The following is a 24,903-nucleotide window of genomic DNA, read 5'->3' as shown; positions in this document are numbered from 1 at the left end:
GCGACCTTTTTCGGTCGCCCCACCGGGCTTAATCGTCGCCGTTCAGGCCCGCACGGTTCAACAGGAACTGTGACAGCAGGGCAACCGGACGACCAGTGGCGCCTTTCGCTTTGCCTGAACGCCAGGCCGTACCTGCCACATCCAGGTGGGCCCAGTTGTACTTGCGTGTAAAGCGCGCCAGGAAGCAGGCGGCGGTGATGGCACCGCCAGGACGGCCGCCAATGTTCGCCATATCGGCAAAATTGGAATCCAGCTGCTCCTGATACTCATCGGCCATCGGCAGACGCCAGGCGCGGTCGCCAGCCTGCTCAGATGCGCCAATCAGCTCGTGCGCCAGCGGATTATGGTTCGACAGCAGGCCGCTGATATGGTGGCCGAGCGCAATCACGCAGGCACCGGTCAGCGTGGCAACGTCGATCACCACATCCGGGTCGAAGCGCTCGACGTAGGTCAGGGCATCGCACAGCACCAGACGACCTTCCGCATCAGTGTTCAGCACCTCAACGGTCTGGCCGGACATGGTGGTCAGCACGTCACCCGGACGATAAGCGCGGCCGCCCGGCATGTTTTCACACCCGGCCAGTATGCCCACCACGTTCAGCGGCAGATTCAGTTCCGCCACCATGCGCATCACGCCATAGACCGAGGCCGCGCCGCACATATCGTACTTCATTTCGTCCATCGCTTCGCCCGGCTTGAGCGAAATACCGCCGGTATCAAAGGTGACGCCTTTGCCGACCAGCACGATCGGGCGCGCTTCTTTGTCCGGGTTACCTTTGTACTCAATCACCGACATCAGCGATTCGTTCTGCGAACCGGCACCGACGGCGAGATAGGCATTCATCCCCAGCTCTTTCATCTGCTGCTCGCCGATCACGCGGGTGGTGATGTTCGCCCAGGTATCCGCCAGCTGACGCGCCTGGGAAGCCAGGTACGCGGCGTTACAGATGTTCGGTGGCATATTGCCGAGGTCTTTCGCGGCCTTCACCCCGGCGGCAACCGCCAGCCCGTGCTGAATGGCGCGTTCACCGCTGGTCAGTTCGCGGCGCGTTGGCACGTTGAACACCAGCTTACGCAGCGGACGGCGCGGCTCGACTTTGTTGCTTTTCAGCTGGTCGAAGCTGTACAGCGTCTCTTTCGAGGTTTCCACCGCCTGACGTACTTTCCAGTAGGTGTTGCGCCCTTTGACGTGCAGCTCGGTCAGGAAGCACACCGCTTCCATCGATCCGGTATCGTTGAGCGTGTTGATGGTCTTTTGAATGACCTGCTTATACTGACGCTCATCCAGCTCACGTTCCTTGCCACAGCCAATCAGCAGGATACGCTCAGAGAGAATGTTCGGCACATGATGCAGCAGCAGCGTCTGACCGACTTTTCCTTCCAGTTCACCACGGCGCAGCAGGGCGCTAATGTATCCATCGCTGATTTTATCCAGCTGTTCAGCAATCGGTGACAACCGGCGCGGTTCAAACACGCCCACCACAATACAGGCACTGCGCTGTTTTTCCGGGCTACCGCTTTTTACACTGAACTCCATGCACTCTCCTGAATCTTAAAGACAACAGCGCTTGCTGCGGCTAGAATGGACCGCTTTCGTACTGTATAGCGCTGGCGCAATACGCCGTTGTCAGATTGAGTTTTGGTGAGAATTATTTTTTTTTGCATCACCAGAACGCGGTTGTTGTCATACTATTTTAGCTATGACTTGAGCCATTGATGATAAAAAATGGCGTATAAGCGATGAAACTAGCGATTTTCCTGCAAAAAGACAAGTTTTCACAGGCGTACTCAGCGTGATCATTATTAGATATCTGGTTCGGGAAATGCTCAAAAGCCAGCTGGCTATCCTGTTCATCCTGCTGCTGATCTTCTTTTGCCAGAAGTTAGTCAGGATACTGGGAGCCGCGGTCGATGGCGAGATTCCTACAAATTTAGTCCTGACGCTATTGGGTCTTGGCGTGCCTGAGATGGCGCAGCTGATCCTGCCCTTAAGCCTCTTTTTAGCCATTTTGATGACGCTCGGCCGGTTATATACCGAGAGCGAGATCACCGTTATGCACGCCTGCGGTCTGGGCAAAAGCGTGCTGGTGAAGTCGGCGATGATCCTGATGCTGTTCACGGCGCTGCTGGCAGCGGTCAACGTGAGCTGGCTGGGGCCGTGGTCGTCGCGTTATCAAAGTGAAGTGATGCAAAATGCCAAAGCCAACCCCGGTGCGGCTGCGCTGGCTGCAGGCCAGTTCCAGCAGTCCGGCGACGGTCAGTCTGTGTTGTTTATTGAAAACGTTAAAGGCAACACCTTTGGCAACGTTTTCCTCGCGCAGCTGCGGCCGAAAGGCAATGCCCGTCCTTCCGTCGTGGTGGCTGACCACGGCAATATGGAGCAGCGCCGCGACGGTTCACAGGTGGTGACCCTGGATAACGGTACGCGTTTCGAAGGCACCGCACTGCTGCGTGACTTCCGCATTACCGATTTCACCAACTATCAGGCTATTGTCGGGCATCAGGAAGCGATCCTCGATCCTAATGACTCTGAACAGATGAGCTTCAAAGATCTGTGGTCGTCGGATAAGCCTGATTTCCGCAGCGAGCTGCACTGGCGCCTGACGCTGGTGTTCTCCGTACTGATTATGGCGCTGATGGTGGTGCCGCTCAGCGTGGTCAACCCGCGTCAGGGACGCGTGCTGTCGATGCTGCCGGCGATGCTGCTCTATCTGGTGTTTTTCCTGCTGCAAAGTTCGCTGCGCTCCAGCGGTGGCAAGGGACGCATCGATCCGGCACTCTGGATGTGGGGCGTTAACCTCGGTTACCTGGGGCTGGCCGTACTGCTGAATGCATGGGATACGGTGCCGCTGCGCCGGATACGTGCGCGTTTCACTCGCGGAGGATCGGTCTGATGTTTGGCGTTCTCGACAGATATATCGGTAAAACGATTTTCAACACCATCATGGCGACGCTGTTTATGCTGGTGTCACTCTCCGGCATCATCAAGTTCGTCGACCAGCTGCGTAAAACCGGGCAGGGCGAGTACACCGTGATGGGGGCCGGTCTATACACCGTGCTCAGCGTACCTAAAGACATTGAGATCTTCTTCCCGATGGCGGCGCTGCTCGGCGCGCTGCTGGGGTTAGGGATGCTGGCGCAGCGCAGTGAACTGGTGGTGATGCAGGCTTCCGGCTTTACGCGTATGCAGATTGCCGCGTCGGTGATGAAAACTGCCATTCCGCTGGTGCTGCTGACCATGGCGATTGGCGAGTTCGTCGCCCCGCAGGGCGAGCAGATGGCGCGTAACTACCGTGCGCAGCAGCTGGTGGGCGGTTCGCTGCTCTCCACGCAGAGCGGGCTGTGGGCGAAAGACGGCGATAACTTTATCTTTATCGAACGTATTCGCGGCGACAACCAGCTGGCGGGCATCAGCATTTACACCTTTAACAAAGAGCGCCGTTTGCAAACGGTGCGCTATGCCGCCTCTGCGGAGTACAGCGCGGAGAAAAAACTGTGGAATCTGACGCAGGTTGACCAGTCCGATCTGACCGACCCGCAGCAGATTAAAGGCACCCAGACGCTGACCGGCGAATGGAAAACCACACTGACCCCGGACAAGCTGGGCGTGGTGGCGCTGGACCCGACGGCGCTGTCGATTACCGGGCTGTATAATTATGCGAAGTATCTGAAGCAGAGCGGGCAGGTGTCTGGCCGCTATGAGCTGAATATGTGGAGCAAGATCTTCCAGCCGCTGTCGGTAGCGGTGATGATGCTGATGGCGCTGTCGTTTATCTTCGGCCCGCTGCGCAGCGTGTCGATGGGAATGCGCGTGGTCACCGGCATCAGCTTTGGCTTCCTGTTCTACGTGCTGGACCAGATTTTTGGTCCGCTGAGCCTGGTGTATAACATTCCGCCGATCCTCGGCGCGCTGCTGCCAAGCGCGGCGTTCTTTGCGATTAGTGTGTTTATGCTGCTGAAGCGGCGGTAATACTTCTCCCTACATGGGTCGACCGGAAAAGAAGGTCGACCCCTACGCCGTACCCGTTGATTCCGCAGATGTGCATACCCGACCCGATACACGTAGGGGCTGACCTTCTGTTGCGGTCAGCTCGTAATGTTGCCCGGGACGTTGTGCATACCATGCCACGCCAGATACGTAGGGGCTGACCTTCTGTTTCGGTCAGCCCGCAATGTTGACCGGGACGTTGTTCAGGCCGTTGGCACGGGTCGACCGGAAAAGAAGGTCGACCCCTACATCGTACCGATGACCCCGAACGCCGCACCCGTGATTCCGGACGCTGTGCATACCACGTCACACCAGATACGTAGGGGCTGACCTTCTGTTTCGGTCAGCCCGTCATGTTGACCTGGACGTTGTTCAGGCCGTTGGCATGGGTCGACCGGAAAAGAAGGTCGACCCCTACAGCAGCTGCGGAACCAGCGACAGCAGATACAGAATCAACCCAATCACCCCGCCGACCAGCGTGCCGTTGATGCGGATACGCTGTAAATCGCGACCGATATTCAGCTCCACCTGATGCGACATCTCTTTTGCATCCCAGCTTTTTACCGTATCGCTGATATGGCGGCTGAGGAACGCTGAGAACTCCGGTGCGACGGTGCTGGCCGCCTCTTCCATATGCTGATTGAGCGAGTTGCGCAGCGGCTCATCCTGCATCAGGGTTTCACCGAACCACAGCCCGGCCGCGCTGACTCTGGCGTGCAGCGCCGAGTCGGGGCGCTCCAGATCGTCCTTCAGCCAGCTACGCAGGTCATTCCACAGCTGGCCGATATAGCGGTTCAGCGCCTCATCCTGCTTGAGGTACGCCTTGATCTCTTCGGCTTTCTCCGCCATCTCCGGGTCGGTGCGCAGGCGGGTAATCAGCCGCTGTACGGCACGGTTAAAGCCCTGTCGCAGCTGGTGTGCATCGTCATGTTCGATCTCCGTGAGGATCGACTGCACCGCGTTGGCTGCCAGCTCGGCGCTCTTCTCACCCAGCCATTCGCTGGGCAGCATCTTCTCTTTCAGCGGATGTTCGCGCTTCAGCCAGCCAACCACCTGGTGAGCGATAAACTCGTGGGTGCCGGGCTTGTTGACCAGCTGCAGTATCTGCGCCAGCGCATCGTCCAGCAGTTGCTGGTGGCGGTTATTTTTGGTCAGGCTTTCAAGGATCATCGCGGTCGACTGGCTGAGATCGACCTTATCGATCGCCTTGTGAATGGCGCGGCGCATAAATGCCTGGATGCGCTGGTCATCGGCCAGGTCGAGGAAGCCGCGCACCGTTTTCAGCACCATCCCGCTGAGGCGGGCGGCATTGTCCGGGTGGCTCAGCCAGCTGGCAATGATCTGCGCCGGATTATGGCGACGGATCAGCGCCAGCAGAGACTCGGTGTTGAGGAACTTATCCTGCACGAACAGCGCCAGATTATCGGCGATACGGTCCTTATTCCGCGGGATAATCGCCGTATGGCGGCCTGCCAGCGGAATGGGAACGTGGCGGAACAGCGCGCTGACCGCAAACCAGTCGGCCAGCGCCCCGACCATCGACGCCTCTGCCACCGCCTTCAGCCCGGCGACCCAGGGACTGGGTGGCCAGTACAGCGGCCAGAGAATGGTGGCGATAAATAACAGCGCCGCGCCCGCCAGTAACAGCAGCGGCAGGCGTTTCGCCCGAATTAACTCACGTTCCTTATCCATAACTGCCTATCTTTTCCTTCCGCCCATAATGCTGCCTAACAGGCCGCGAATAATCTGGTTAGTGATCTGCCGCGCTGCGCTTTTGGCCACGCTCTGCACCACGCCGTCATGCTTACCGCCGCGCGGGCCGGTGGTGCCGAACAGAATGTCCTTCAGACCGCCGAGAACGCCGTTATCCACCGCCACGCCGCCTTTAGCCGGGGGAGCACTGCCGCTCTCGCTGGCGTTCTGCACCCCTTTTTGCAGCATCTCGTAGGCCGATTCGCGATCGACGGCTTCCTCATACTTACCGGAAAGCGCCGAGTGGTTGATCAGCCCGTTTCGCTCGTCGTCGGTCACCGGGCCCATGCGCGAACCGGGAGCAATCACCATCGCGCGCTGCACGACCGACGGGCTGCCTTTCTCATCGAGGAAGGAGATCAGCGCTTCACCGGTGCCCAGCTCCTGAATGGCGGCCACGGTATCAAAGTCCGGATTGGCGCGCATGGTCTGCGCGGCGACCTTCACGGCCTTCTGGTCTTTCGGGGTAAAGGCGCGCAGGGCGTGCTGCACGCGATTACCGAGCTGGCCGAGCACCGCATCCGGCACATCCGACGGATTCTGTGAGACAAACCATACGCCGACGCCTTTGGAGCGGATCAGGCGGATCACCTGCTCGATCTTATCCAGCAGCACGGCCGGAGCATCGTCAAACAGCAGATGCGCCTCATCGAAGAAGAACACCAGCTTCGGTTTGTCCAGATCCCCCGCCTCCGGCAGCTGTTCGTACAGCTCTGACAGCAGCCACAGCAGGCTGGTGGCGTACAGCTTCGGCATCTGGTACAGCTTCTCAGAGGCGAGGATGTTGATCACCCCTTTGCCGTTTTCGTCGGTGCGCATCCAGTCTTTGATATCCAGCATCGGCTCACCGAAAAAATACTCTGCCCCCTGCTGTTCCAGCGACAGCAGACCGCGCTGGATGGCCCCGACGGAGGCACTGTTGATGTTGCCGTACTGGGTCTGGAACGCTTTGGCGTTCTCGCCAATGTACTGCGTGGCGGCGCGCAGATCCTTAAAGTCGAGCAGCAGCAGGCCCTGATCGTCGGCGACGCGGAAGATAATCTGCAGTACGCCGCTCTGTACCTCGTTGAGGTTCAGCAGACGCGCCAGCAGCAGCGGGCCGAGGTCGGATACCGTGGCGCGCACCGGGTGGCCGCGTTCGCCGAAGATATCCCACAGCGCTACCGGGTTATCCTGCGGTGACCAGTCGCTGACGCCAATCTTCGCCAGGCGGGCGAGCAGCTTCTCTGACGCTGCGCCGGGTTTGGCAATCCCGGTCAGGTCACCCTTTACGTCGGCCATAAAGACCGGTACGCCGATATTGGAGAAGCTCTCGGCCAGCTTTTGCAGCGTGACGGTTTTACCGGTGCCGGTGGCACCGGTGATCAGCCCGTGGCGGTTAGCCATACCAGGCAGCAGGTGCAGCTGGCGTTCGGTGGTCTGGGCAATCAGCAGCGGCTCGGTCATGATCAACTATCCCTTTGGTTGTAAAGCGGGGGGCATTATTTGTGTAAGCATAGCAGGCCACGAATCCACAAGGATTTGCGGCAGTGATGCCTGAAGTCATTGCAATCAATAGTAATACATCCAAAGGAACAAAAGAGGCAGCATCCGCGTAAAAAACCGACTCATGCTTAACCCCGGCCTCTCATCTGAACGAGGTAACACGATGTCGATTAATGGGAAAGTGGCGCTGTTCACCGGCGCGGGTCAGGGCATTGGCCGCGGGATTGCTTTAAGGCTGGCACGGGATGGCGCAGATATTGCGCTGGTGGATGTGAACGACGATAAAATCAGGCAGGTAGCAGAGGAGATTGCCGCCCTGGGCCGCCGCGCCATCACTATCACGGCCGATATCAGCGAGCGCTGACACAGGCGGCGGCGAAGGAGCTGGCGGCGTTCGGCATCACGGTGAATGCCTACTGCCCCGGCGTGGTGGGCACCGATATGTGGGTGGAGATTGATAAACGCATGGCGGAAGAGACCGGCGCAGCGCCGGGTGCGACCTGTGAGAAGTACGTTTCCGGCATCGCGCTGGGCCGCGCCGAGACGCCGGACGACGTGGCGGCGTTTGTCTCGTTCCTTGCCGGGCCGGACTCTGACTACATGACCGGCCAGGCCCCGCTGATTTCCGGCCGCCCGACGCTTAGTGGCGGGTATCCTGCCCGCCAAAAATATTGGCACGACTGCTTGAGGTCGTGCCGTCGCTGTACTGCGTGTCCTGGCCTTTAAAGATGTTTTCTCTGCTGGTCGAGCGGTGACCGTCGCTGTAGCTGGTATCCTGCCCTTTGAAGATATTTTCACGGCTGGTGGAGGTAGTGCCATCGCTGTAACGCGTATCCTGTCCGCCAAAAATATTGCCCCGGCTGGATGAGGTACGCCCGTCGCTGTATGTGACATCCTGCCCGTTAAAGATATTGGCGCGGCTGGTGGAGGTGGTGCCGTTATCATAGGTGCAGTCATAGCCATCAAAGATATTCTTACGGCAGCTGTCTGCCTGGGCAGTGGCGCAGGCGCCAGCCAGCAGCAGTGCGGATAACAGCGGGAGCGTACGACGTTTCATTGTGTTTCCTTCACGCAGGCCGGAATGGCATAACGCCAACATAATCAAACAGTGTGCAGAAAGTATGGAGACGGGGCGGGGGAAAAATAAAAAAAAGGCCACACAGCGGCGGCCAGGTAAGGAAGACGGTGAGGGGACAGCCTGACCGCCTTAGAGAGAAATTATGAGATAAACTGTCTGCCCTGTTTCAGCACCAGATCGCAGGCTTTGGTTTTGACCTTTTTGCCCATCGGCGTGTCGCCCAGCGCCTTCAGGTTGACCTGCTGATTGTTGCCGGTATTCAGCAGGCCCATCAGGCCCTGCTTATAGTCGGTGGTTTCCTGCTGCTTTTGCGCATCTGCCAGACCCAGCTTGCCGAGCAGCTGGTCCTTCACCGATGACACATTGTTATCGACGATATTGTTCTTTACGCAGTACTGCAGCACGCCTGCCGCATTGGTCATGGTGCCCGCGCTGAGAGACTGACTGCCGCCGTTCAGCAGGCCGGTGAGCGCACCCAGCGAGTTACCGGCAGGGGCCGCGTTATTCCCGGAGGTGTTAGTAGTGCTGTTGCCGTTCTGACCCAGTGCGCTGGCGGCCGAGTTAAGCTGATCCTGCCAGCTGGCGGCACCCGCAGCGGCGCTGAACAGCGCGGTGGTAACAGAACATGCCAGAACCCATTTCATTGCAGCTTTCATTGTGAACCTTATTCGATGTGATGTGACGCACGTTGCCCTCCTGGCCGCGCGCTGATATCTGCTTATTCCGACTGCCGGATAGCAGGGGAGTTCCACCGCACCTCATACATCAGCCATTATGGTTCAAGGTTTGGGAATTATCCGTAGGGGACGACCTTCTTTTGCGGTCGCTCTGACCCCCCCCGCATGTCGCCAGTACGACCCCCAGGGGGCGACCTTCTTTTGCGGTCGCCCCAAAGGCAACGCGCGTATTTTTTCAGCACTCAGACACAGGTCATGCGCAAGGGGGTTGCGTATGCAGAGGGTAACGGTATAATCCACAACGTTTTCCGCATACTCTTCAGTGCCGAAGTGGCGAAATCGGTAGACGCAGTTGATTCAAAATCAACCATCGAGAGATGTGCCGGTTCGATTCCGGCCTTCGGCACCATAAGTATGTAAATAGACCTCAACTGAGGTCTTTTTTTATGCCTAAAATCCAGTCCCCGCAAGGCTCCTCTCTAGCTTTACCACTCAAACTAAGTGACCTGACTCAATCTACATCAACTTACTGATGCGGGTACAAATGCGGGTATATCGAGGTTCGATAATGTTTGTACTTACACAGAATCCTCGGATGAATACTCATCATAGCTCTGAGTGATATAGCTAAGTCTAGGGCGGGCCAGTAACTCTGTACGCGCGGCTTATATTCATAAGGCCGAGCACTTGGGGGAGCGCAGGCTGATGGAGCAGTGGTGGGCTGATTTTTTGGATGCGAATCGTGAGAAGGGAGTTAGTCCTTTTGACTTTGGGAAATGGGAGTTCTCCAGAGATTAACTGGCTGAGTTTGTATGAGTTTGTGATGCAGGCTTAAGTATTCCGTTAAGGGCCTGTCAGTTTGTTGTGGCAAACTGACAGACCGAATTTAGTGACCTACGATAGTAAGGCTTACAACATGCGAATGGTGAGACATGGTTTTCCCACGCGATGAGTGCCATCCTGCATGCGTAGATCTATGTTAGACCAAGATTAAGATACAATTCTGAAAATCAGCTAGCCGCTTAAAGCTTAGAAGTAACTGAAACGTATTATTTCGATAATGATAACTTTAGGTGTCTTTTGTTAAAAAATAATTATGTAAATCATTTTCGATTTTTTCTACAGCCAAATCAATCAACTTAGTAATATTAGGATTGGGTTCCTTTTTTGAATATTTACGGTATAAAAGTACAGATTGTGAAATACTATCAACAATTTCCCAGTATTGAAATGCAGTCATCTCATTTTCTCTACAGGAACTCAACGCCTTCATCGTTGAACCCTCATGGTAAATATGATGAATATCTTGTGAGATGTAATATAATTTTTTGTCGTTTGTTCCAACCCAATGTTCAGTCTCAAACTTTACACCATTTAAATTGATGAAGGAACCTATATCTTCTGAAAAATTAGCTCCCGTAAGCCAGTGTAAATCCATCGCTGCATCAAATGCATACCATCGACATTTATCAAGATTGCTTCCGTTCTTATAAAAATTCTCTTTTATATATTTTCGACGCGTATGTATACTCTCTGGCAGCTGGTTAATGGTTTTTGAGTCAAGATCCCAAAAAGCATATTTTGCTATTTCCAAATCATACGCACTAATCATGTCAATGAAGCTTATCATGCTATAAAGATATACTTCGAATCTTTTTTCAGGCGTGAGAGAAGAATAGTTTAATTTTATATTTTGAATTTGAAGCATAGATATATAATGGAGACCATATACTGTCCTTGCTTCAATGGAAAGTTCCTGGAAATTAATTTTCTTATTTTTAGAGTCTGGGGCGTAATCCCTAAAAGTCGCCTCGGGATCGTCAATATGACCAGGCCAGAATCGGTGGCAAAAGTTCTGATAGGCCATCATTGATTTCTCAACCCATATATCAGGCATTTCATTAACACCAATTGCGGTTAAACATACATTTCCTGATTGTAATAAATTTACTAACGGCAATAGGCCAACTCGTTTTACATCCTCCAGAGTTGATGTCGATGATAATTCCTCCATTCTTTGTAAGGAGCAATTATCTAAGTTTATCTGAACCACTTTTTTCTGCGTCAAACGCTGCAAAGTATAAGCTGGGGTCAATACCTTATTATTTTCATATATAGAGAGGCAAGGTCTTATGAATTTAATTTCAGAGCGTTTTACCATATGTAGCCTCTTCACCTTTTAGAAAAATGGTTATAATTCTAATTGACACCCAACGCCTTATAAACTGCATCTACAGGTTCAGAGTAAAAACTGACCTGGAATTTGGTAAACAACTCGGCTGGCACAGTCGGAATATCTACTGCGGAAGACATCGGCAGAAGTATCTTTTTTGCGCCGCTGTCAAAGGCTAGTTGTAAGCTAGCCGCCAGATCCTGAACAGGGTTGATTACTCCACCGAGCGTCATGCTGCCTAATACGACCATTTGTTCTTGGACGGGTTTTGCCAGTAAAACGGAACACAGGGCAATAAGTGCAGCAAGACTGGTCGCGGTACTTGGTCCGGTATTGTGTAATTCGACTACGTGCAGGTGGTATTCATGTTCAGAAAATTTCGCTGTTGCGCTAACGCGGCTGAGGTTTCCTTTGAAATAATCAAAACCCACGCGGATAGCTTCTTTAGCGCCGGTATTTGAACCAATCCCGGAAACCGAATGTTTACCGTTCCCCGCTGTCATCTGTGTTTCAAAACGATACAGCCCGGTCATTCCCCCCTCGGCTTGAGTAACCAGATGGACAACGCCCGGTTTAGGCATACCAGCAGGAATTAATTCGCTGCCACCCTGTTCTGGCACGCTGACGAAGAATTCTTCCAACGTCTCGTTATCGATGTAACTGAAATTCACATCAAAGAACTCCAGTCCACCCAGCTTTTTAAGCTGTTCTTTGACACGGCGGCGAGCTTCCATGGCGTAGGTCAGGCAAACGCGGACATCTTCTTTGCTGTAGGCTCCATTAGGATGCAGCAGCTTCAATAAACCTGAAACTGTGCGCCTTACCGCGATAACGTCGCGCTGGTTGAGGTTATTACCCAGCTTGTAGAATTTATCAATGGCATCGGAGAAGCTGCGTTTGCGCATTTCCCGCATGTATTCGGCGAGATAATCGGTGATAAGACCGTAGCGGTTGGTAAAGAATTCCGGACGCATTTTCGGGATTTCCCAGCCGGGGATATAGGCATGGAAGCGGTCGAAAAACGCCGTGTCGATCATGGCGGCAGGGAAGGGGGCTAAAAGATGGCTGGTTTTGACTAACGTTTCAACGCTTTGATTGATGTTGCCGACGAACACCATCGATGCTTTACCTTCAATCGAATCTCTACCGCGGGAAAACGAGCCAGACGCCATGTAATCTTTCATGATTTGCACGCCGTCTTTATCTTTGAAAGTGATCCCCGCCACCTCATCGAATGCCACTACGTCCCACATTCCTACCAAGCCGATCTGGCGGCTGGCCATGTTGTAAAACAGGTTTGCAACGGTGGTTTGCCCACCGGAGACTAACAGTGAGTTAGGTGAACACTCTTTATAAACATGGCTTTTACCGGTACCGCGTGGACCCAGTTCGCAGACGTTATAGTTGTTTTCCACGAAAGGGATCATGCGGGTGACAAGGTGCCACTTGGTTCGCTGCTCAATGTTAGCGGGTTCCATCCCCACGGAACGTAGCAGGACATCAATCCACTGATCGCGGTTGAAGTGCGCGCGCGCGGTGAACACCTCTTCCATATCCATATTGGGCATCTGGATAGGTTTGATGGTCATCAGGGAGAAGGGCGAGGTTTTCTGCCCTTCCTCAAAGAAATAGTTCACGGTGATCATGCACCAGATACCGCCGGTCAACAGCTTCTCATTGTCCTTTACCATCTGCGGCGGCACCAGCGCATCTTTAATACCGAGGTTAGAGAGCTGAGCCTCGTAAACGTCTTTCTTCTGATTGAGCTTTACCGACACCTTGTCGATGATCTTGTAGGATCCGCGTTCGCGAATCAGCGATTTCACCTTTTCCGCCTCATCAGGCCGGACGTAGTTATCAGCCAGAATGCGTTTAACGTTCTGCAACCCTTGCTCAACGATCTGGTCATCGTCGGAAGCACAATACATACCGAGCAGATACTCCAGCACATAAACCGGAACGTTAGCCCCTTCCTTGAGCTGCTTGGTCAGGTCCTTACGCACCACGCGTCCGCGGAAATGCTGATTCAGCAAAGCGTCCAGATCGTAACCTTCTGCGACGAGTTCCCCTTCGGATATCACTGGAACGGGTAAGTCATGATGGGTTTGCATATCGCCTCACTTAAAAGAAATCATCCTGAAACGCCAGATCGATAATCACAGGGTACTTCTGGTAACCCGTTTCCGTTTGTGCATCTTCAAGAATTAACCAGTACTCATTACGGCGATTGAAATTCGCGCCAATCAGCTTCAGGGTAACTTCACGTACGCGTTTTTCCATGGTGTTATTATCGCTGTCAAAACTGATTCGTTCTTTGCTGGAAACCATGTTATTCGCACTGTCGACGATGAAAATATTCAGGATGCGTGTTTCGTACAGCTCACTTACCGGGTGGGTCTGGAGCAGGCTGACCTTATCAATGTTGTTCACCAGCTTGATCATCGGATGATACGCAACAATATCAACCGGGCGACGCTGAGGTTGTTTGTCGGCTGCGGTTTTCTGCAGCGCTTTCACCTGCAATACCGGCACGCAGATTTCCTGCAACATCGCTCCACCGTGCACAAACCGCGCACCACCTGAGAAATGGAAACGCTGGATCCCTTTAGGGATCAGGAACTCGCTGTTATCACTGACGCCTGCGGTATCCGCCACTTTCCCTTTCCAGCAAAAGTCATCTGCAGGAAGCTGATGGCCAATAATAAAGCGTTTATGGTTTTTAATCGTATTGTCCGGCTTGATCTGCAGCGTGGTTTTATCCTGACCGGAAAGGGGCTGCTGCTGGAACAGGAAACCGTGGTCGGCTGTTACGATAATGCGTGTACCGTGCAGACGGTTTATCACTCTGGTCACCAAATCTTTTAGCTCGACCACTGCATTGCGGCATGCTTCAAAGGTTTTTTCCTCTGTCGATGCGCTGTCGCCGATGGCATCAATAGTGTTATGCCAGATATAAACGACCTCGTAATCGCGAATAAGATCCCGCCCTTCCTGATTTTTCCATTTCAGAAGATCGTCGGATTTTACTGCCATTCCTTTACATTTCTTGAGAATGGTATTGCGATTAGGCGTACCGGAGGTGGATAAACCGTCCGAATAAACGATGTCGCCATTACCCGGTTGATAGCCCATCTCGTCATGAGGCAGTAATGCTGCCATGCCTAGTTGGGTATAGCTGGGCAACACGCCCAACTGGGAACGTAGTTCGGCAGTAAAACGTTTCTCGGTATTGATCTGGTTACCCAGTTCTTCTGCCACTTCATAACGTAGCGCATCGGAGATAATCACGAATACGCGCTTGATCTGCGGATGGTTAAACTGTGGTTTGACCGCTTCATTGTAGAAGTTCTGCTGTGACGGAACGCCTGGAATACGCCACTCCTGCATACGATTTTCAGCTGCCAGAACCTTATTCCAGCTGCGGCTCAGTTCCGCCAGATACCAGTTGGAATACAGCGCTTCGATATAGTCATCCAGGCTTTTCAGGATCATTGCGCCTTTGCTGTGAACCAGCAGCGCGTATTCATTAAACAGGCGGTAGGCCTGATCAAAGCGGAACAGCTCTTCGCAGTACGCTTTCCAGAATGTTGCGCTGTCCTGATAGTGGAAGCCGTCAATGTGACGATTACGCAGATTCAGCAGCCGTTCTGCCTGACGCAGTGCATCATAAATAGCGTAGTATTCCTGACGTGTCTGGCACCAGTACTTACTCTGACGTTCGGACAGAAGCTTCTTAAAGGCTTCGCGGTCGAGCGTGGTGCTTTCTTCCTGAAGCTGCGTCACCAGCGCATGAATGATGGTCTGTTCAATGCTCAGCGTGGTTTCGCACGCGTACAAATCATAGGGCGAGCTGAGACGAAACTGGTCTTCTGGTCGCAGCGCATCCTGCATCTGCAGTGCGCAATAATCATAGACGTCTTTATAGCGACGGTCGGCACGCCATGTAACCATAAACGCCAGCGCGGAGGCTCTGCCTGACGGCGTGGCCAGCACGTTTTTTTCCAGCCATGCGCGTTTCTGCGGGTCTGCCTGCGCGGAGAGGTCGGTACAGAACAGCTTGAGGATCAGGTTTTCCAGCGAAGCATGTTCGGCCTGGTAGCCCATTTCCTGATCCAGAATGCCCCACAGCACGCCTTGCAGATCGTGGCGTTTCAGCATCGCCAGGGTGTTTTCCAGATCGCTGTCGTCATCTTTCTGCAGATTTACGTATTGGGTTATCAGGCTGAACAGGATTTCTTCCGTTTTTGCTGTTTTTACGCCAGCTATAACCGCAATCATCTTTTTATCAAGAGAGGCTTCATTTTCCTGCTCTGTCACCAGGCCTTTCAAGGCAGAAAGACGCCTGGTGCTGAAAAATGCCTTGCGGCGTTGAATATGCTCGCGCAGGCCAAGCAGCGGAATGCCTAGCGTATTCAGCGTGATGGCGGCGAAATCGGCGTGAAACTCCGCGCTGTAAAGACGAATGTCCAGCAGCCAGTCGAACTCTTTTGCGGGCACCTCGTGGGGAAACCACAGCAAAAACTGCTGTTCCGGCTCTTCGATTTCAATGCGCTTTTTCACCGCCAGCTGTGACTGGTCGGTCATATTGAGCAGCGTGACGTTATCCAGTTCGAGATTATTCAGCTCCTCAAGGAAACGCTTATCAGGATCGTGCCAGAAAACGATGCGATGTTCGGCGAATTTAGCTTTAAGGCCGGCAATAAATTCCTGATTTTGCAAAGTCACAATCCCATGTTGATTCGGTAAATTTGAAGAGTTCTGAACGCCTGGAAACCGTGTTCCGCGTTCTGACACAAGGCAGCATTTTATCATGAACTGGAGGTGACGGATGCCTGAATAAGGCCGGTTTCCCGTATCGAAATCACCACCGGGCTAAAGTCCGGTGGTGTGGGAAGGAATGCTATCTGACTTAAATCACCTCAGGCGCATTGCCGGTAATGGCTTTTACATCCGCCAGCAGATCGCCAAACTTACCGTAGTTAACCTTAACGCCGTCGTCGAGATCAATACTGATTCTCATATCAGCATAGTGGCGCAGGCGATCGTCGAAGCTACGCAGTTCGTTGAATTTTTTGCTCAGGCTATCACGCTCACGCTTCAGACGCGTGGCTTCACCGCCGGAGGCATCATCGACCTGTTCATTCAGGCGATCGATATTGGCCTGGTAGCGAGCCAGCAGCGGGACGACATATTCGGTACGCATTCTCGCCAGCGTGGCGTCGTTGTAGCGATGCAGATAAACCAGGCACTCAAAGGCTTTCTCTTTGCCGGAGCTGAACAGCCAGTAGATCGGGCGCTTTTTATACATCTTCATGTGATCTTTCCAGAACTGAGTGGAAAGATAGCGGCGGATGGTATCGAGTGCAGATTCGCCTTTTTTCGGCTTGATCGCATATAAACAAAGACTTTCGGCGATAAATTCGAGATTTTCCTGCAAGTGCTCTTCGCCCCAGACTGTGCGGACAAACTCTTTGACGCGAGAGGTGACGTCATCGTCAAACCACTCGTCATCCATCAGCGTCAGGATGCTGTCGTTATCCGCCGGGAAGGTTTTGTATGCGCCTTCAGCGACCAGCTCAGCAAAGCCTTTATTGCCTTCATGGGCATAGACCAGACCTTCGCGATCGAGGGAGTAGCGGCCCATTTGGCAGCCGATGCAATAGGAGATAAAATCACTCAGAGTTTCAGAACGATACTTCATCTTTTTGATATCACAGTGTTCATAAGAGGGATATCTAAAATGTATATTCCTGTTTAAAGTAATATCCTCTTTGAATTGTTTAGATGGAAGATTTTCAAATCTAAAAGCATTATTGATTAATGTATTATTTTCTGTTTCAATCTCAATTAGTTCATCGGTGATCTTTTCAGAATAATCATTATAAAATTCAAATGAGTTTTTTAACGAATTGTTTTTTTTGTTTTTATGATAATTTAGCAATGGATTTCGTAAAAAACCCCAAGATATTTCAAATGAATCCCAGTCATTTTTTGAAATTTCAATAGCGCGTAATGCTATATTTTTAGCTTTGGAGGGATCAATTTCAGCATAAGGTAGTCTGGCGACATCTCCTGGATTTGCATGTAGGGTAGGGTTTATTATCTTCATGCTATTGATTGAAACTTTAGAAATCATATTGCATAACAAAATCCAAATAGAAGTATTTGTTTCATAAACCGAATTACCAACGCTACTTAAAATAGACCCAGTAGGGTAATATCTAGCACCAAAATCACCACTTGTAACATCTGACCATGTAATGCATTCTTTAAAGTAAAATTCTTCGGATGGACAGCGGTTTCCTGATTGTTTTAATATAGCATACGATTTTTTATCATAGTTAATCAAATAGTCTTGGTTGCCGTACCATTTTCGCTGTTCTCCGCCCTTATTAAAAGGAACCCATTTTTTGAGCGGTTTCTGCCAAATATCATCTCGATTAGTAGCATTGAAATATGATTTTTTATGATCTATTTCAAACCAAAGGCGAATATGTGAGTCATTATCACCTGTAGCCATCCCCGCACGAATAATAGACTTATCAGATAATTTTCCACTTACTTTGAAAATATTGTAGTAATCATTGCTTATCCAGTATGCGACAGGTGAACCAGGTATTACAGTAAAAAAATCAGTAGCATCAATTGTATATTTTTTCACTCCCCTAAGTAAATTCTCTTTTTTTTGCTGTGAATTCCCGTCCAAAAGCCCGAAAAAATCGCTTAAAAAACCGTTATGTTTATTGTTTTGCATAATCCATGCACAGGTTTGAACGATCTCACCTGAAATTGTTTCAAATGCACGAGAACCAAAGTGCGCTAGGCTTATTATGTTTTTATCTTTTATTAGTGAAGTTCTCAATTTCTCAAATCCGGACAAAAACATCCATGTTTGCATATTCACTTGCGCATTAAATCCATTTTCTTTCAGTAAAGAAAATGCGTGCTGCATAAACATCGCAAATAAATCAGATTTACTTTCCGGGAAATTATTTTTAGCAAAATCTTTTAGCTCACCATTCATCCCCTTGCCGCCCATATACGGCGGATTCGCCACCACCGCATCATACCGCTGCGCCAGTATCCACGCCTGATGAACATACGTAATAAACGCCTTTGCCGCCGTCTTCTGCTGGAAATCCCCTTCCTGCTCCAGGCGATATAGCGCATCGAGAAACGCCTTCAGCTCAGCTTCTTCTTCCTGCGGTACTTGGATCAGCGAGCCCAGCGTTTTGGCGTTTACAAAGCGCTTCAGCGTACGCATCAACAGCTGATATTCCGCGCTGTCGGTCTGAGTTAGTGCGGTGTTTTCGGCAAACATATCCCCCACGCTGCCGGTCTGGTTCTGCTGGTGAAGATTCAGCTGCTGCCACAGTTTAGCAATATCCAGATGCAGGCTCTCCTGCAGGGAGACAATATTCAGGCGCACGTCGCGGGTGAATATCCGGCGGTCATCCTGACGGGCCATCATAAATAAGGAAAAGCCAGAAAGCTGGGCGGCACGGTCGTCGATATCGAGACCGAAAATATTATTTTCCAGAATCAGCTGTGGAATATCACGGGCGCGATAGCCACGCTCTTCGTAGATATTTTTCAGCACGTTATAGGCTTCAATCAGAATATGCCCGGAGCCGCAGGCCGGGTCGAGCACCCTGATGCTTTCTGGTTCAATGCTGGCAGGCGTAATGGCTGCCAGCTGCGCCTGGACTTCCGGCGTCTGTTCGGCCGGCTCAATGTAATAGTCCATTTTGCCTTTCAGCGGCGAGTCCGGGTAGGTCTGTAGCCACTGGCGACCAACGGAGTTCTGCACCAGATACTGCACAATCCAGTTTGGGGTAAACAGCTGGGTGGCGGCTGGAATATCTTCGCTCTTCACCACTTTGCCGATCACGGCATCCTTTTTCTCAGAAATATAGAACTGATACAGCCAGCCGATAACTTCGACCTCTTGCCAGTCATCTTCCGGAATGTTGTCTACCAGATCGCGCAGAATAGAGTCGGTACGGGTCAGGTTATCCGGTAAAAGCAGCTCGGCTTCATCATCCACTGCTTCAAACAGAAACGGCATGGCGCGGTGCAGCGCATGACACTGTGCCAGCAGCAGTTCTCGGTAAAGCGCTTCATCCTGGTTGCCTGAAAGCTTCATCTCAATCAGCTGTGCCTTCTTCTCAGGCAGCAGGGCTTCCGCCACTTCCGGCACATGGTCCAGTACTTCAAAGCCGGTTGGGCTATCCGGGTGCGAGAGCACACGGAGACCGTGATCCAGGTAACCCTGGATTTCCATATAACGAATGGCACACAGGCGGTTAAACCAGGTGTAGGCGCAGTGTTCGACTAGCACGTCAAAGCCCTGCTCGTGAGCGCGTTTGACCAGGCGGTCACGGCGAGTAAGGGTGGATTTAGGATAGTCGAACTGACCGTAGCGCACGGTCTCGCCGAGGATGTCGGCATCCACAATCTGCAAAGCACCTTTTTTATCGATGGAAATCCCAAGCGTGGTCAGCTTCTGGATCACCGCTTCGCGGAACTGATTACGGGCCTGTGGCGCGTACTTTTTGATGTTATTGGTATTCATAGAAAATCCTGCAAAGGGCAGCGGAGCGCTGCCCTGAAGTGGGGTTACTGAAGACGGATCCGGTCACCTGCCTCAATGGCTGCCAGCAGCGCAGCGCGAAGCGTATCCAGCGCTTTTTCCACCTGCTCGGTGGTTTCCAGCACTTCGCCACCGGTGGCTTTGCGCATCTCACTGGCAACATTCACCAGATGCGTTTTTTTCGGTACCGGTTGGATAACGGGTTTTTCAGCAGCAACGTAAGAGTGCTGTGGTTCTGCGGCCTGTTTGGTCTCTTTAGTCTCTTTTACGGCCCGTAGCTGGGCTTCCTGCTTTTTACGCAGCTCGTCGATCCACTGATTTATTTTCTTCTCTGCATCCGTTTGCAGCGCCATCGTCTCTTGCTGTTCCGCCAGAATTTCCGGGATCGACTGGCTGACCTCGGCGCGTTTTCTGGCTTTTTGCATCGGTAGCAGAACGCTGTTTTGCAGCTCTGCGGTAGCATGCGCTTCCTGCAAACGTTGACGGCTCTCTTCAATACGTACGTCAATGCGTTCCAGGGCATGCTGACGATGCTGTTCGACTAACTGATGGTTGACGTTTTGCACCTGTTCAGTCAGTGGCGTGATGCGATTGAGATGTTTGTAAGGCTCCGGCATCTGCCAGATGCTTTCCAGCTCACCCAGCGCTTTTACCGCCACGGCATCTTTTTCCAGCGCGCTGCGGTTGGATTTGAAGCTGCCATTCAGCGCAGCGCCCAGCTTTTGCCAGGTGGCAAACTGCTTACGGTAGAAATCGACCAAATCTTCGCGATCTTCGCTAAACTCCAGCAGTTCATTGGCCTGAGTTGTGAGCTTCTCAATCAGGGCAAAATCTTCTTTTTCGCCAAGAATGGAATTCACCAGGCGCAGCCCTGATTCAATTTCATCTTTTCCTGGATTGTTTCCACCTTCCGCTTTCGCTCTGAAGAGATTCAGTTCCTGTTTCCAGTCATTGAAGACCAGGCGGATATGTTCAACCAGTGCGGGTTCTTCACGCTCGCTAAACGGCTGCTGGGCAATCTGCGCCATAGTTTGCGCGGCTTTGCGAATTTGTGATTCATCGTGACGGCGAATTTTGTGCAGGCGCAGCTCGCTGTGGCGGCGGCTGTTGTTAAACAGATCCCACGCCTGCTTACGTTCGATATTGTTCTTCTGCTGGCTGAAGCTGAATTTACCTTTGCGCGCCAGACGGGCAACCAGCAGCTTCATTTCCTCTTCCGGCCATCCATACGGGCGACGAGCAAAGTGGTTCAGGATATCGCGTAAATAGACCGGCTTGTTGTATTCAATGTTCATGCTGACCCAGGTTTCCACCTCACGCATCGCGTCGTGATTGGATTCTCCTGTGTCGCCAAGATCAAGTTCGGTGTCATTTTCTAACGTAAGCTGTTCATGAATCTCACGTGCGATTTCGCCATTGTAAGGACGCAGCTTTTTTAGTTTGCCGAAGGTATTTTCAATCACGTAGCGGCAGGCTTCATCCACAATGCTGGACGGTGTCGAGGATTTTTTCGGTAAGCGCTCGCCAATTGCCCAGATGTCTGCTTCGGCAAGGAGTGACTCCAGCTGTACGCGAAGCATTTTCTCACGCACGCTGTTCTCGCGCGCCTTTTCTGAAAGCAAGCTGGCCTGTTCCGGTCGCTGACCTGCATTGTCTCTGAGGAATTTTTCAGTCTGGACGACTAAATCGATATCCGTCCAGGTCCGGGCATCGGCAGGTAAACGAATTAAAATGCAGCCATCACCTTCTGAGGTGTATGGGCGGCACGCAGCGTCGTTGTTATAAAAATCATAGGTCGGATCTTTTGGCGTGAGGACTTTCACCACCAGATCGTTAAGCATTGCACCGTCTAACGGGTGCCCGTTCAGGAAGCGGCTGATATCGAAGTCCTGCTTGTTTGCCGGGTAGCGATATTTGCGGTTTTTCAAAATATCATCAAAGATGATCGAAGCCAGTTTCTTGTTGATCGCGGAGAAGTCGACTTCAACGTTACGGATTTCGTTCTCGATCTCTTTTTCTTCATTGGTCAGGAAAACGTGTTTGTCTTCAACACGTGCAATCAGCATTTCCCGTTCCAGCTTGTTCAGACTTTTTTCGACACGACGGCGCAGTTCAACTTTATCGGTATCGATTTTGTCTATCGAAAGGGTGACCAGGTTGTCTAATGTGCTTTTCAGTACATCGACATAGCGGATCAGGAACAGCGTTTTAAGCAGGTTACCATCGAACTCATCAAGGATGCCATTCTGGCAGGCCTGAGTAATGGTGCGGCTGACGGCTGGCTCCAGGAAGCTCTCAATTGCCGCATAAAAACGCCAGAACGGAACCAGAGAATCCAGGCCTTGCGGCGCGATTTGCTGTGCCGCAGTCTGGAAGGCTTCGAGTTGTGAACGTTCACCCATCGCTAACTGTTTACCGGCGGCACCTTTAGTACGAATAGATTCAAAAACCTTTTGCAGAATCTGATAGTGCCACGGGACAAACGGGTAGTTATCAATAAATTCATCTTCACTGGTGTAAGGGCGTAATGAAGCGCTGGTTGTGGGATCAAAGGCAAGCTGGTTACGCAGAATGTCGCCTTTTTCTTGCCAGACTTTAGCGAGTGCAGGTTTTGCCGCATCGTTTTTTACCAGCAAACGTTTTTGAATAACTTCTGAGGTATTGGAGCTTGAAAGTTGCAAACGAGTAGAGAAACGGCCCTGGATTTTAGAGAAGTCTTGTCCGTCACGGCTGCTCATACCACCAATGGCCGCATCGATATCCGCCTGAGAGGTGACAATAACCCATGCACGCCCCCCGCAGATAACCCCCAAGTTTTCAGTGATGGTCTGCAGCTTCAACATCATCTGCGTATTTTTACCGATAAACTGGCCGACTTCATCCACCATAAAGAGGATGTTTTTGCCGTTCTCATCCAGCCACTCTTTAACCCATTGGCAAAAATTATTGATATCCAAGGGGAAATTTTTATCAAGCTGTTCTACCCACTGACGCGAGGCGTCAACGCTTTGACCCGTGGCCTGGCTTAACGCTTCCGCCATTTCATCGCTGATGAAATAGTAGGAGTCGCGCTCTTTTTCCCAGCTCTTGCCAGTGATACTTGAGAAGGCCGTTTTAAACGTTTCATATTGCCCGCGTTTAGCCAGTTCGCGCTCAAGATGGGCGATGTGTGGGAAATCAGCACAGTAACCAATCCGGTCGTTAAACACCTTCAGGAAGACTTTAAGGATGGCATCTTCTTTGTCGTCGACGTTAGCGCGAGAATCAATATTGAACAGAATCACTTCCGTCGGATGGTGGACCGCTTTATTGATATCAGCAAGGAACAGCGGATCTTTGATTTTGTCTTCAAAGAAGGCGTATGCATGACGTTCCGTACCGTTATGGCTGACTTTGCGGTTAGACAGCAGATAAGACAGAATCTTGATAAAGTGCGATTTACCAGAGCCAAAGAACCCTGAAACCCATACGCCAATTTTGTTTTCCATGCGTATGCGCTCCGGGCCGGTTGCCGGAACATAAGATTCAAAGAAATGGCGAAGATGCCCTTCCAGTTCCCGAGTGATGACGTATTCATCCATCTCAATCCAGGCGCTGGAATCGTCCGTCTGTTCGGCTTTTACAACGCCATTAATATTTCGGTCCAGACGTTTCTCAAAGATCTGTTCAATATTCATTGCTGTGCTCTTTAACGAGGATTCAATGTCGCCGATGGTCCACTGTCGGGTACCAGCCTGAAGGCGCGATAATAATTCCGGGAGTCAATATCTGTTAACGGGGCCAGGTTATGTCCGCTGTACTTTCCCGGGTAAAACATTAACAGCGGGGTAAAGCCCATTACGTCCTGCAGGGCGCTCATAAGCTCATGTCCACGAACAACGGGCCAGGCATTACCCATACCAGTAAGGATGACGAAATCCTGAATTTTAAGATCGACTTTTTTTGCTATGTAATCGGCGATCTTCTTTTGATTGAGCAGGCCTACAAGCTGTTTTTTCAACGCTTCTGTGCCCACTTTCACTTCCTGCTGACAGACACGCTCAAGTAACCCACGTTCAGTGAGCATGTCGATAATGACCTGAAAGATATTAAGGTGCGCGAACGTGTGGTCTTTTTCCAGATTACGGAACAGATATTTCAGGTGTTCACGCACCTGCAGCTCATTCTGCGCAGGGTAATCAAAAATCCAAAACCCAATCTCGTTTCCGGAACCGTTATTTTTGAGAAAGCGTTCTTCGCTAATGCGACTCTGAACCTGTGACAGGCGGTACTCAAGCACGGGATCGATCACCGTTGCCCCTCCAGAATGGAAACCAGTTCATGTTGCCCAAGGCGCTGCAAGGTTGCCTGGGTTTCTGGTAAAAGAAAGACGGACTGGAGATTACGCCGGCGCGGCGTATCCAGATATCCCGCTTCAGCTAATGCCTTGATGAGGTTGTTACCCATTTTTTTGATGGATGAATCTGAGTAACTGGTGAGTACGGGCTGATGAGGAAGGTGGCTGGCCACAAACTCATCCCAGCTAGCCATAGGGAGCTTTTCTTTAAACTGTCTGCGTAGGTCATTCACCACTTCTGACAAAAAGTCCTTAACAACCGGTGAGTGGAGGATCAGAGCAACAAACAGCAATTGCTGGCGTTCGCGCTCGCTCCCCTCTGCAATGAGCATCCATGCTGCGTTATCAAGCGTATTCAGGCGTAGTTTTATTGTTGTCGCGTAACGCTTTGCGGTATTGGTAGTGGAGGCTTGTAAAATGTTATGACCCACGATCTGTTTTTGCCAGGTCTGTTCATCCGGGTCGGCAAGCAAGAGCTCAGCGATGATTCGACTTTCCCTGCTCATCAGCGGCCCGCCCAACAGGTCACCAATCCATGTTTTGTCGTTATTCATCGTCATTTCTACCCTCTGAAGACTGCCATGCAGCTCGCAAAAAACAAGCGATGATTGTAATGGGGGAAGAGGCGGGATGCCATGAGAAAAGGCAATTTGTAAGAGGTAAGGGCTCCAATGAGGAGCACTTATATCTTACCTTGACCCTGACCCAAAATCCTGCTCCATTCAGCAACAGAATTCCGGCATGATAAACACTCCCCTGAACGGAGGTGGTGCCGATGAAAAAGTCACGATTCACCGAAGAGCAGATTGTCTTTGCCCTCA

Annotated in this window: 14 protein-coding genes, 1 tRNA gene and 2 pseudogenes; 5 read left to right on the top strand and 12 right to left on the bottom strand. The window is 51.6% G+C overall.

Features of this window, described 5'->3' with window-relative positions; genetic code table 11:
* Positions 1–28 precede the first annotated feature (28 nt).
* Positions 29–1,537 (bottom strand): leucyl aminopeptidase, encoded by a 1,509-nt coding sequence (gene pepA, locus ABEH87_RS17805; RefSeq protein WP_346578266.1) that lies wholly within the window; start codon positions 1,535–1,537, stop codon positions 29–31.
* Between the two features lie 256 nt (positions 1,538–1,793).
* Here pepA and lptF point away from each other — a divergent pair, with 256 nt between their 5' ends.
* Both lptF and lptG read left to right on the top strand, forming a co-directional pair.
* On the top strand, positions 1,794–2,894 hold the full coding sequence (gene lptF, locus ABEH87_RS17800; RefSeq protein WP_346578265.1) for an LPS export ABC transporter permease LptF: 1,101 nt from the start codon (positions 1,794–1,796) through the stop codon (positions 2,892–2,894).
* Complete coding sequence (gene lptG / locus ABEH87_RS17795; RefSeq protein ID WP_346578264.1) at positions 2,894–3,970, top strand: LPS export ABC transporter permease LptG; 1,077 nt, start codon at positions 2,894–2,896, stop codon at positions 3,968–3,970. The genes lptF and lptG overlap by 1 nt, the downstream gene beginning before the upstream one ends.
* Before the next feature lie 432 nt (positions 3,971–4,402).
* Here the strand turns inward: lptG and ABEH87_RS17790 are convergent, their stop codons facing one another.
* The gene (locus ABEH87_RS17790; protein WP_346578263.1) at positions 4,403–5,680 is read right to left on the bottom strand and encodes a DUF445 family protein; all 1,278 of its coding nucleotides are present in this window, start codon (positions 5,678–5,680) and stop codon (positions 4,403–4,405) included.
* Positions 5,681–5,686: 6 nt separating this feature from the next.
* Complete coding sequence (locus tag ABEH87_RS17785; protein ID WP_346578261.1) at positions 5,687–7,186, bottom strand: helicase HerA-like C-terminal domain-containing protein; 1,500 nt, start codon at positions 7,184–7,186, stop codon at positions 5,687–5,689.
* 202 nt (positions 7,187–7,388) lie between these two features.
* Here ABEH87_RS17785 and ABEH87_RS17780 point away from each other — a divergent pair.
* Positions 7,389–7,855: pseudogene (locus ABEH87_RS17780) on the top strand (SDR family oxidoreductase); the annotation flags it as partial.
* Between the two features lie 10 nt (positions 7,856–7,865).
* On the opposite strand, the gene ABEH87_RS17775 reads toward ABEH87_RS17780, so the two are convergent.
* Positions 7,866–8,282: a hypothetical protein gene (locus ABEH87_RS17775; protein ID WP_346578260.1), complete on the bottom strand. Its 417-nt coding sequence runs from the start codon at positions 8,280–8,282 to the stop codon at positions 7,866–7,868.
* Between the two features lie 161 nt (positions 8,283–8,443).
* Positions 8,444–8,959, bottom strand: a complete 516-nt coding sequence (locus ABEH87_RS17770; RefSeq protein ID WP_346578259.1) for a DUF2501 domain-containing protein — start codon at positions 8,957–8,959, stop codon at positions 8,444–8,446.
* Between the two features lie 345 nt (positions 8,960–9,304).
* Between ABEH87_RS17770 and ABEH87_RS17765 the strand changes: the two genes are divergently transcribed.
* Together ABEH87_RS17765 and ABEH87_RS17760 are read left to right on the top strand one after the other, a co-directional pair.
* A tRNA-Leu gene (locus ABEH87_RS17765) sits at positions 9,305–9,389 on the top strand.
* 239 nt (positions 9,390–9,628) lie between these two features.
* A pseudogene (locus tag ABEH87_RS17760) lies at positions 9,629–9,778 on the top strand (integrase); the annotation flags it as partial.
* A 271-nt stretch (positions 9,779–10,049) separates the two neighbouring features.
* Here ABEH87_RS17760 and ABEH87_RS17755 read toward each other — a convergent pair.
* The 7 genes from ABEH87_RS17755 to ABEH87_RS17725 all read right to left on the bottom strand — a co-directional run bounded on the left by ABEH87_RS17755 (position 10,050) and on the right by ABEH87_RS17725 (position 24,636).
* Positions 10,050–11,141, bottom strand: coding sequence for a hypothetical protein (locus ABEH87_RS17755; RefSeq protein ID WP_346578257.1), 1,092 nt, complete (start codon positions 11,139–11,141; stop codon positions 10,050–10,052).
* A 38-nt stretch (positions 11,142–11,179) separates the two neighbouring features.
* Positions 11,180–13,264 carry a protease Lon-related BREX system protein BrxL gene (brxL, locus tag ABEH87_RS17750; protein WP_346578255.1) on the bottom strand — a complete coding sequence of 695 codons (2,085 nt, stop codon included), beginning with the start codon at positions 13,262–13,264 and terminating at the stop codon, positions 11,180–11,182.
* A gap of 10 nt (positions 13,265–13,274) precedes the next feature.
* Entirely contained in the window at positions 13,275–15,872 is a 2,598-nt protein-coding gene (gene pglZ / locus ABEH87_RS17745) for a BREX-1 system phosphatase PglZ type A (protein WP_346578253.1), read from the bottom strand.
* Between the two features lie 190 nt (positions 15,873–16,062).
* Entirely contained in the window at positions 16,063–19,728 is a 3,666-nt protein-coding gene (gene pglX / locus ABEH87_RS17740) for a BREX-1 system adenine-specific DNA-methyltransferase PglX (RefSeq protein ID WP_346578251.1), read from the bottom strand.
* Between the two features lie 44 nt (positions 19,729–19,772).
* Positions 19,773–23,423, bottom strand: a complete 3,651-nt coding sequence (brxC, locus tag ABEH87_RS17735) for a BREX system P-loop protein BrxC (RefSeq protein WP_346578250.1) — start codon at positions 23,421–23,423, stop codon at positions 19,773–19,775.
* An 11-nt stretch (positions 23,424–23,434) separates the two neighbouring features.
* On the bottom strand, positions 23,435–24,037 hold the full coding sequence (locus tag ABEH87_RS17730; RefSeq protein WP_346578248.1) for a DUF1788 domain-containing protein: 603 nt from the start codon (positions 24,035–24,037) through the stop codon (positions 23,435–23,437).
* Entirely contained in the window at positions 24,034–24,636 is a 603-nt protein-coding gene (locus tag ABEH87_RS17725; protein WP_346578472.1) for a DUF1819 family protein, read from the bottom strand. Before ABEH87_RS17725 ends, ABEH87_RS17730 begins: the two co-directional genes overlap by 4 nt.
* Positions 24,637–24,903: the final 267 nt, after the last annotated feature.

It is taken from the genome of Erwinia sp. Eh17-17 (assembly GCF_039675725.1).
In the GTDB taxonomy this organism is placed as follows: domain Bacteria; phylum Pseudomonadota; class Gammaproteobacteria; order Enterobacterales; family Enterobacteriaceae; genus Erwinia.
The sequence above is the reverse complement of the archived record's forward strand: the minus strand, read 5'-3'. Positions and strand labels throughout refer to the sequence as shown.

Bases quoted from the DNA above. Each gene is read 5' to 3' on its own strand.
- ABEH87_RS17775 (WP_346578260.1), bottom strand. From the start codon at position 8,282: ATGAAACGTCGTACGCTCCCGCTGTTATCCGCACTGCTGCTGGCTGGC.
- pepA (WP_346578266.1), bottom strand. From the start codon at position 1,537: ATGGAGTTCAGTGTAAAAAGCGGTAGCCCGGAAAAACAGCGCAGTGCC.
- brxC (WP_346578250.1), bottom strand. From the start codon at position 23,423: ATGAATATTGAACAGATCTTTGAGAAACGTCTGGACCGAAATATTAAT.
- ABEH87_RS17785 (WP_346578261.1), bottom strand. From the start codon at position 7,186: ATGACCGAGCCGCTGCTGATTGCCCAGACCACCGAACGCCAGCTGCAC.
- brxL (WP_346578255.1), bottom strand. From the start codon at position 13,264: ATGCAAACCCATCATGACTTACCCGTTCCAGTGATATCCGAAGGGGAA.
- ABEH87_RS17790 (WP_346578263.1), bottom strand. From the start codon at position 5,680: ATGGATAAGGAACGTGAGTTAATTCGGGCGAAACGCCTGCCGCTGCTG.
- ABEH87_RS17755 (WP_346578257.1), bottom strand. From the start codon at position 11,141: ATGGTAAAACGCTCTGAAATTAAATTCATAAGACCTTGCCTCTCTATA.
- pglX (WP_346578251.1), bottom strand. From the start codon at position 19,728: ATGAATACCAATAACATCAAAAAGTACGCGCCACAGGCCCGTAATCAG.
- ABEH87_RS17770 (WP_346578259.1), bottom strand. From the start codon at position 8,959: ATGAAAGCTGCAATGAAATGGGTTCTGGCATGTTCTGTTACCACCGCG.
- lptG (WP_346578264.1), top strand. From the start codon at position 2,894: ATGTTTGGCGTTCTCGACAGATATATCGGTAAAACGATTTTCAACACC.
- ABEH87_RS17725 (WP_346578472.1), bottom strand. From the start codon at position 24,636: ATGAATAACGACAAAACATGGATTGGTGACCTGTTGGGCGGGCCGCTG.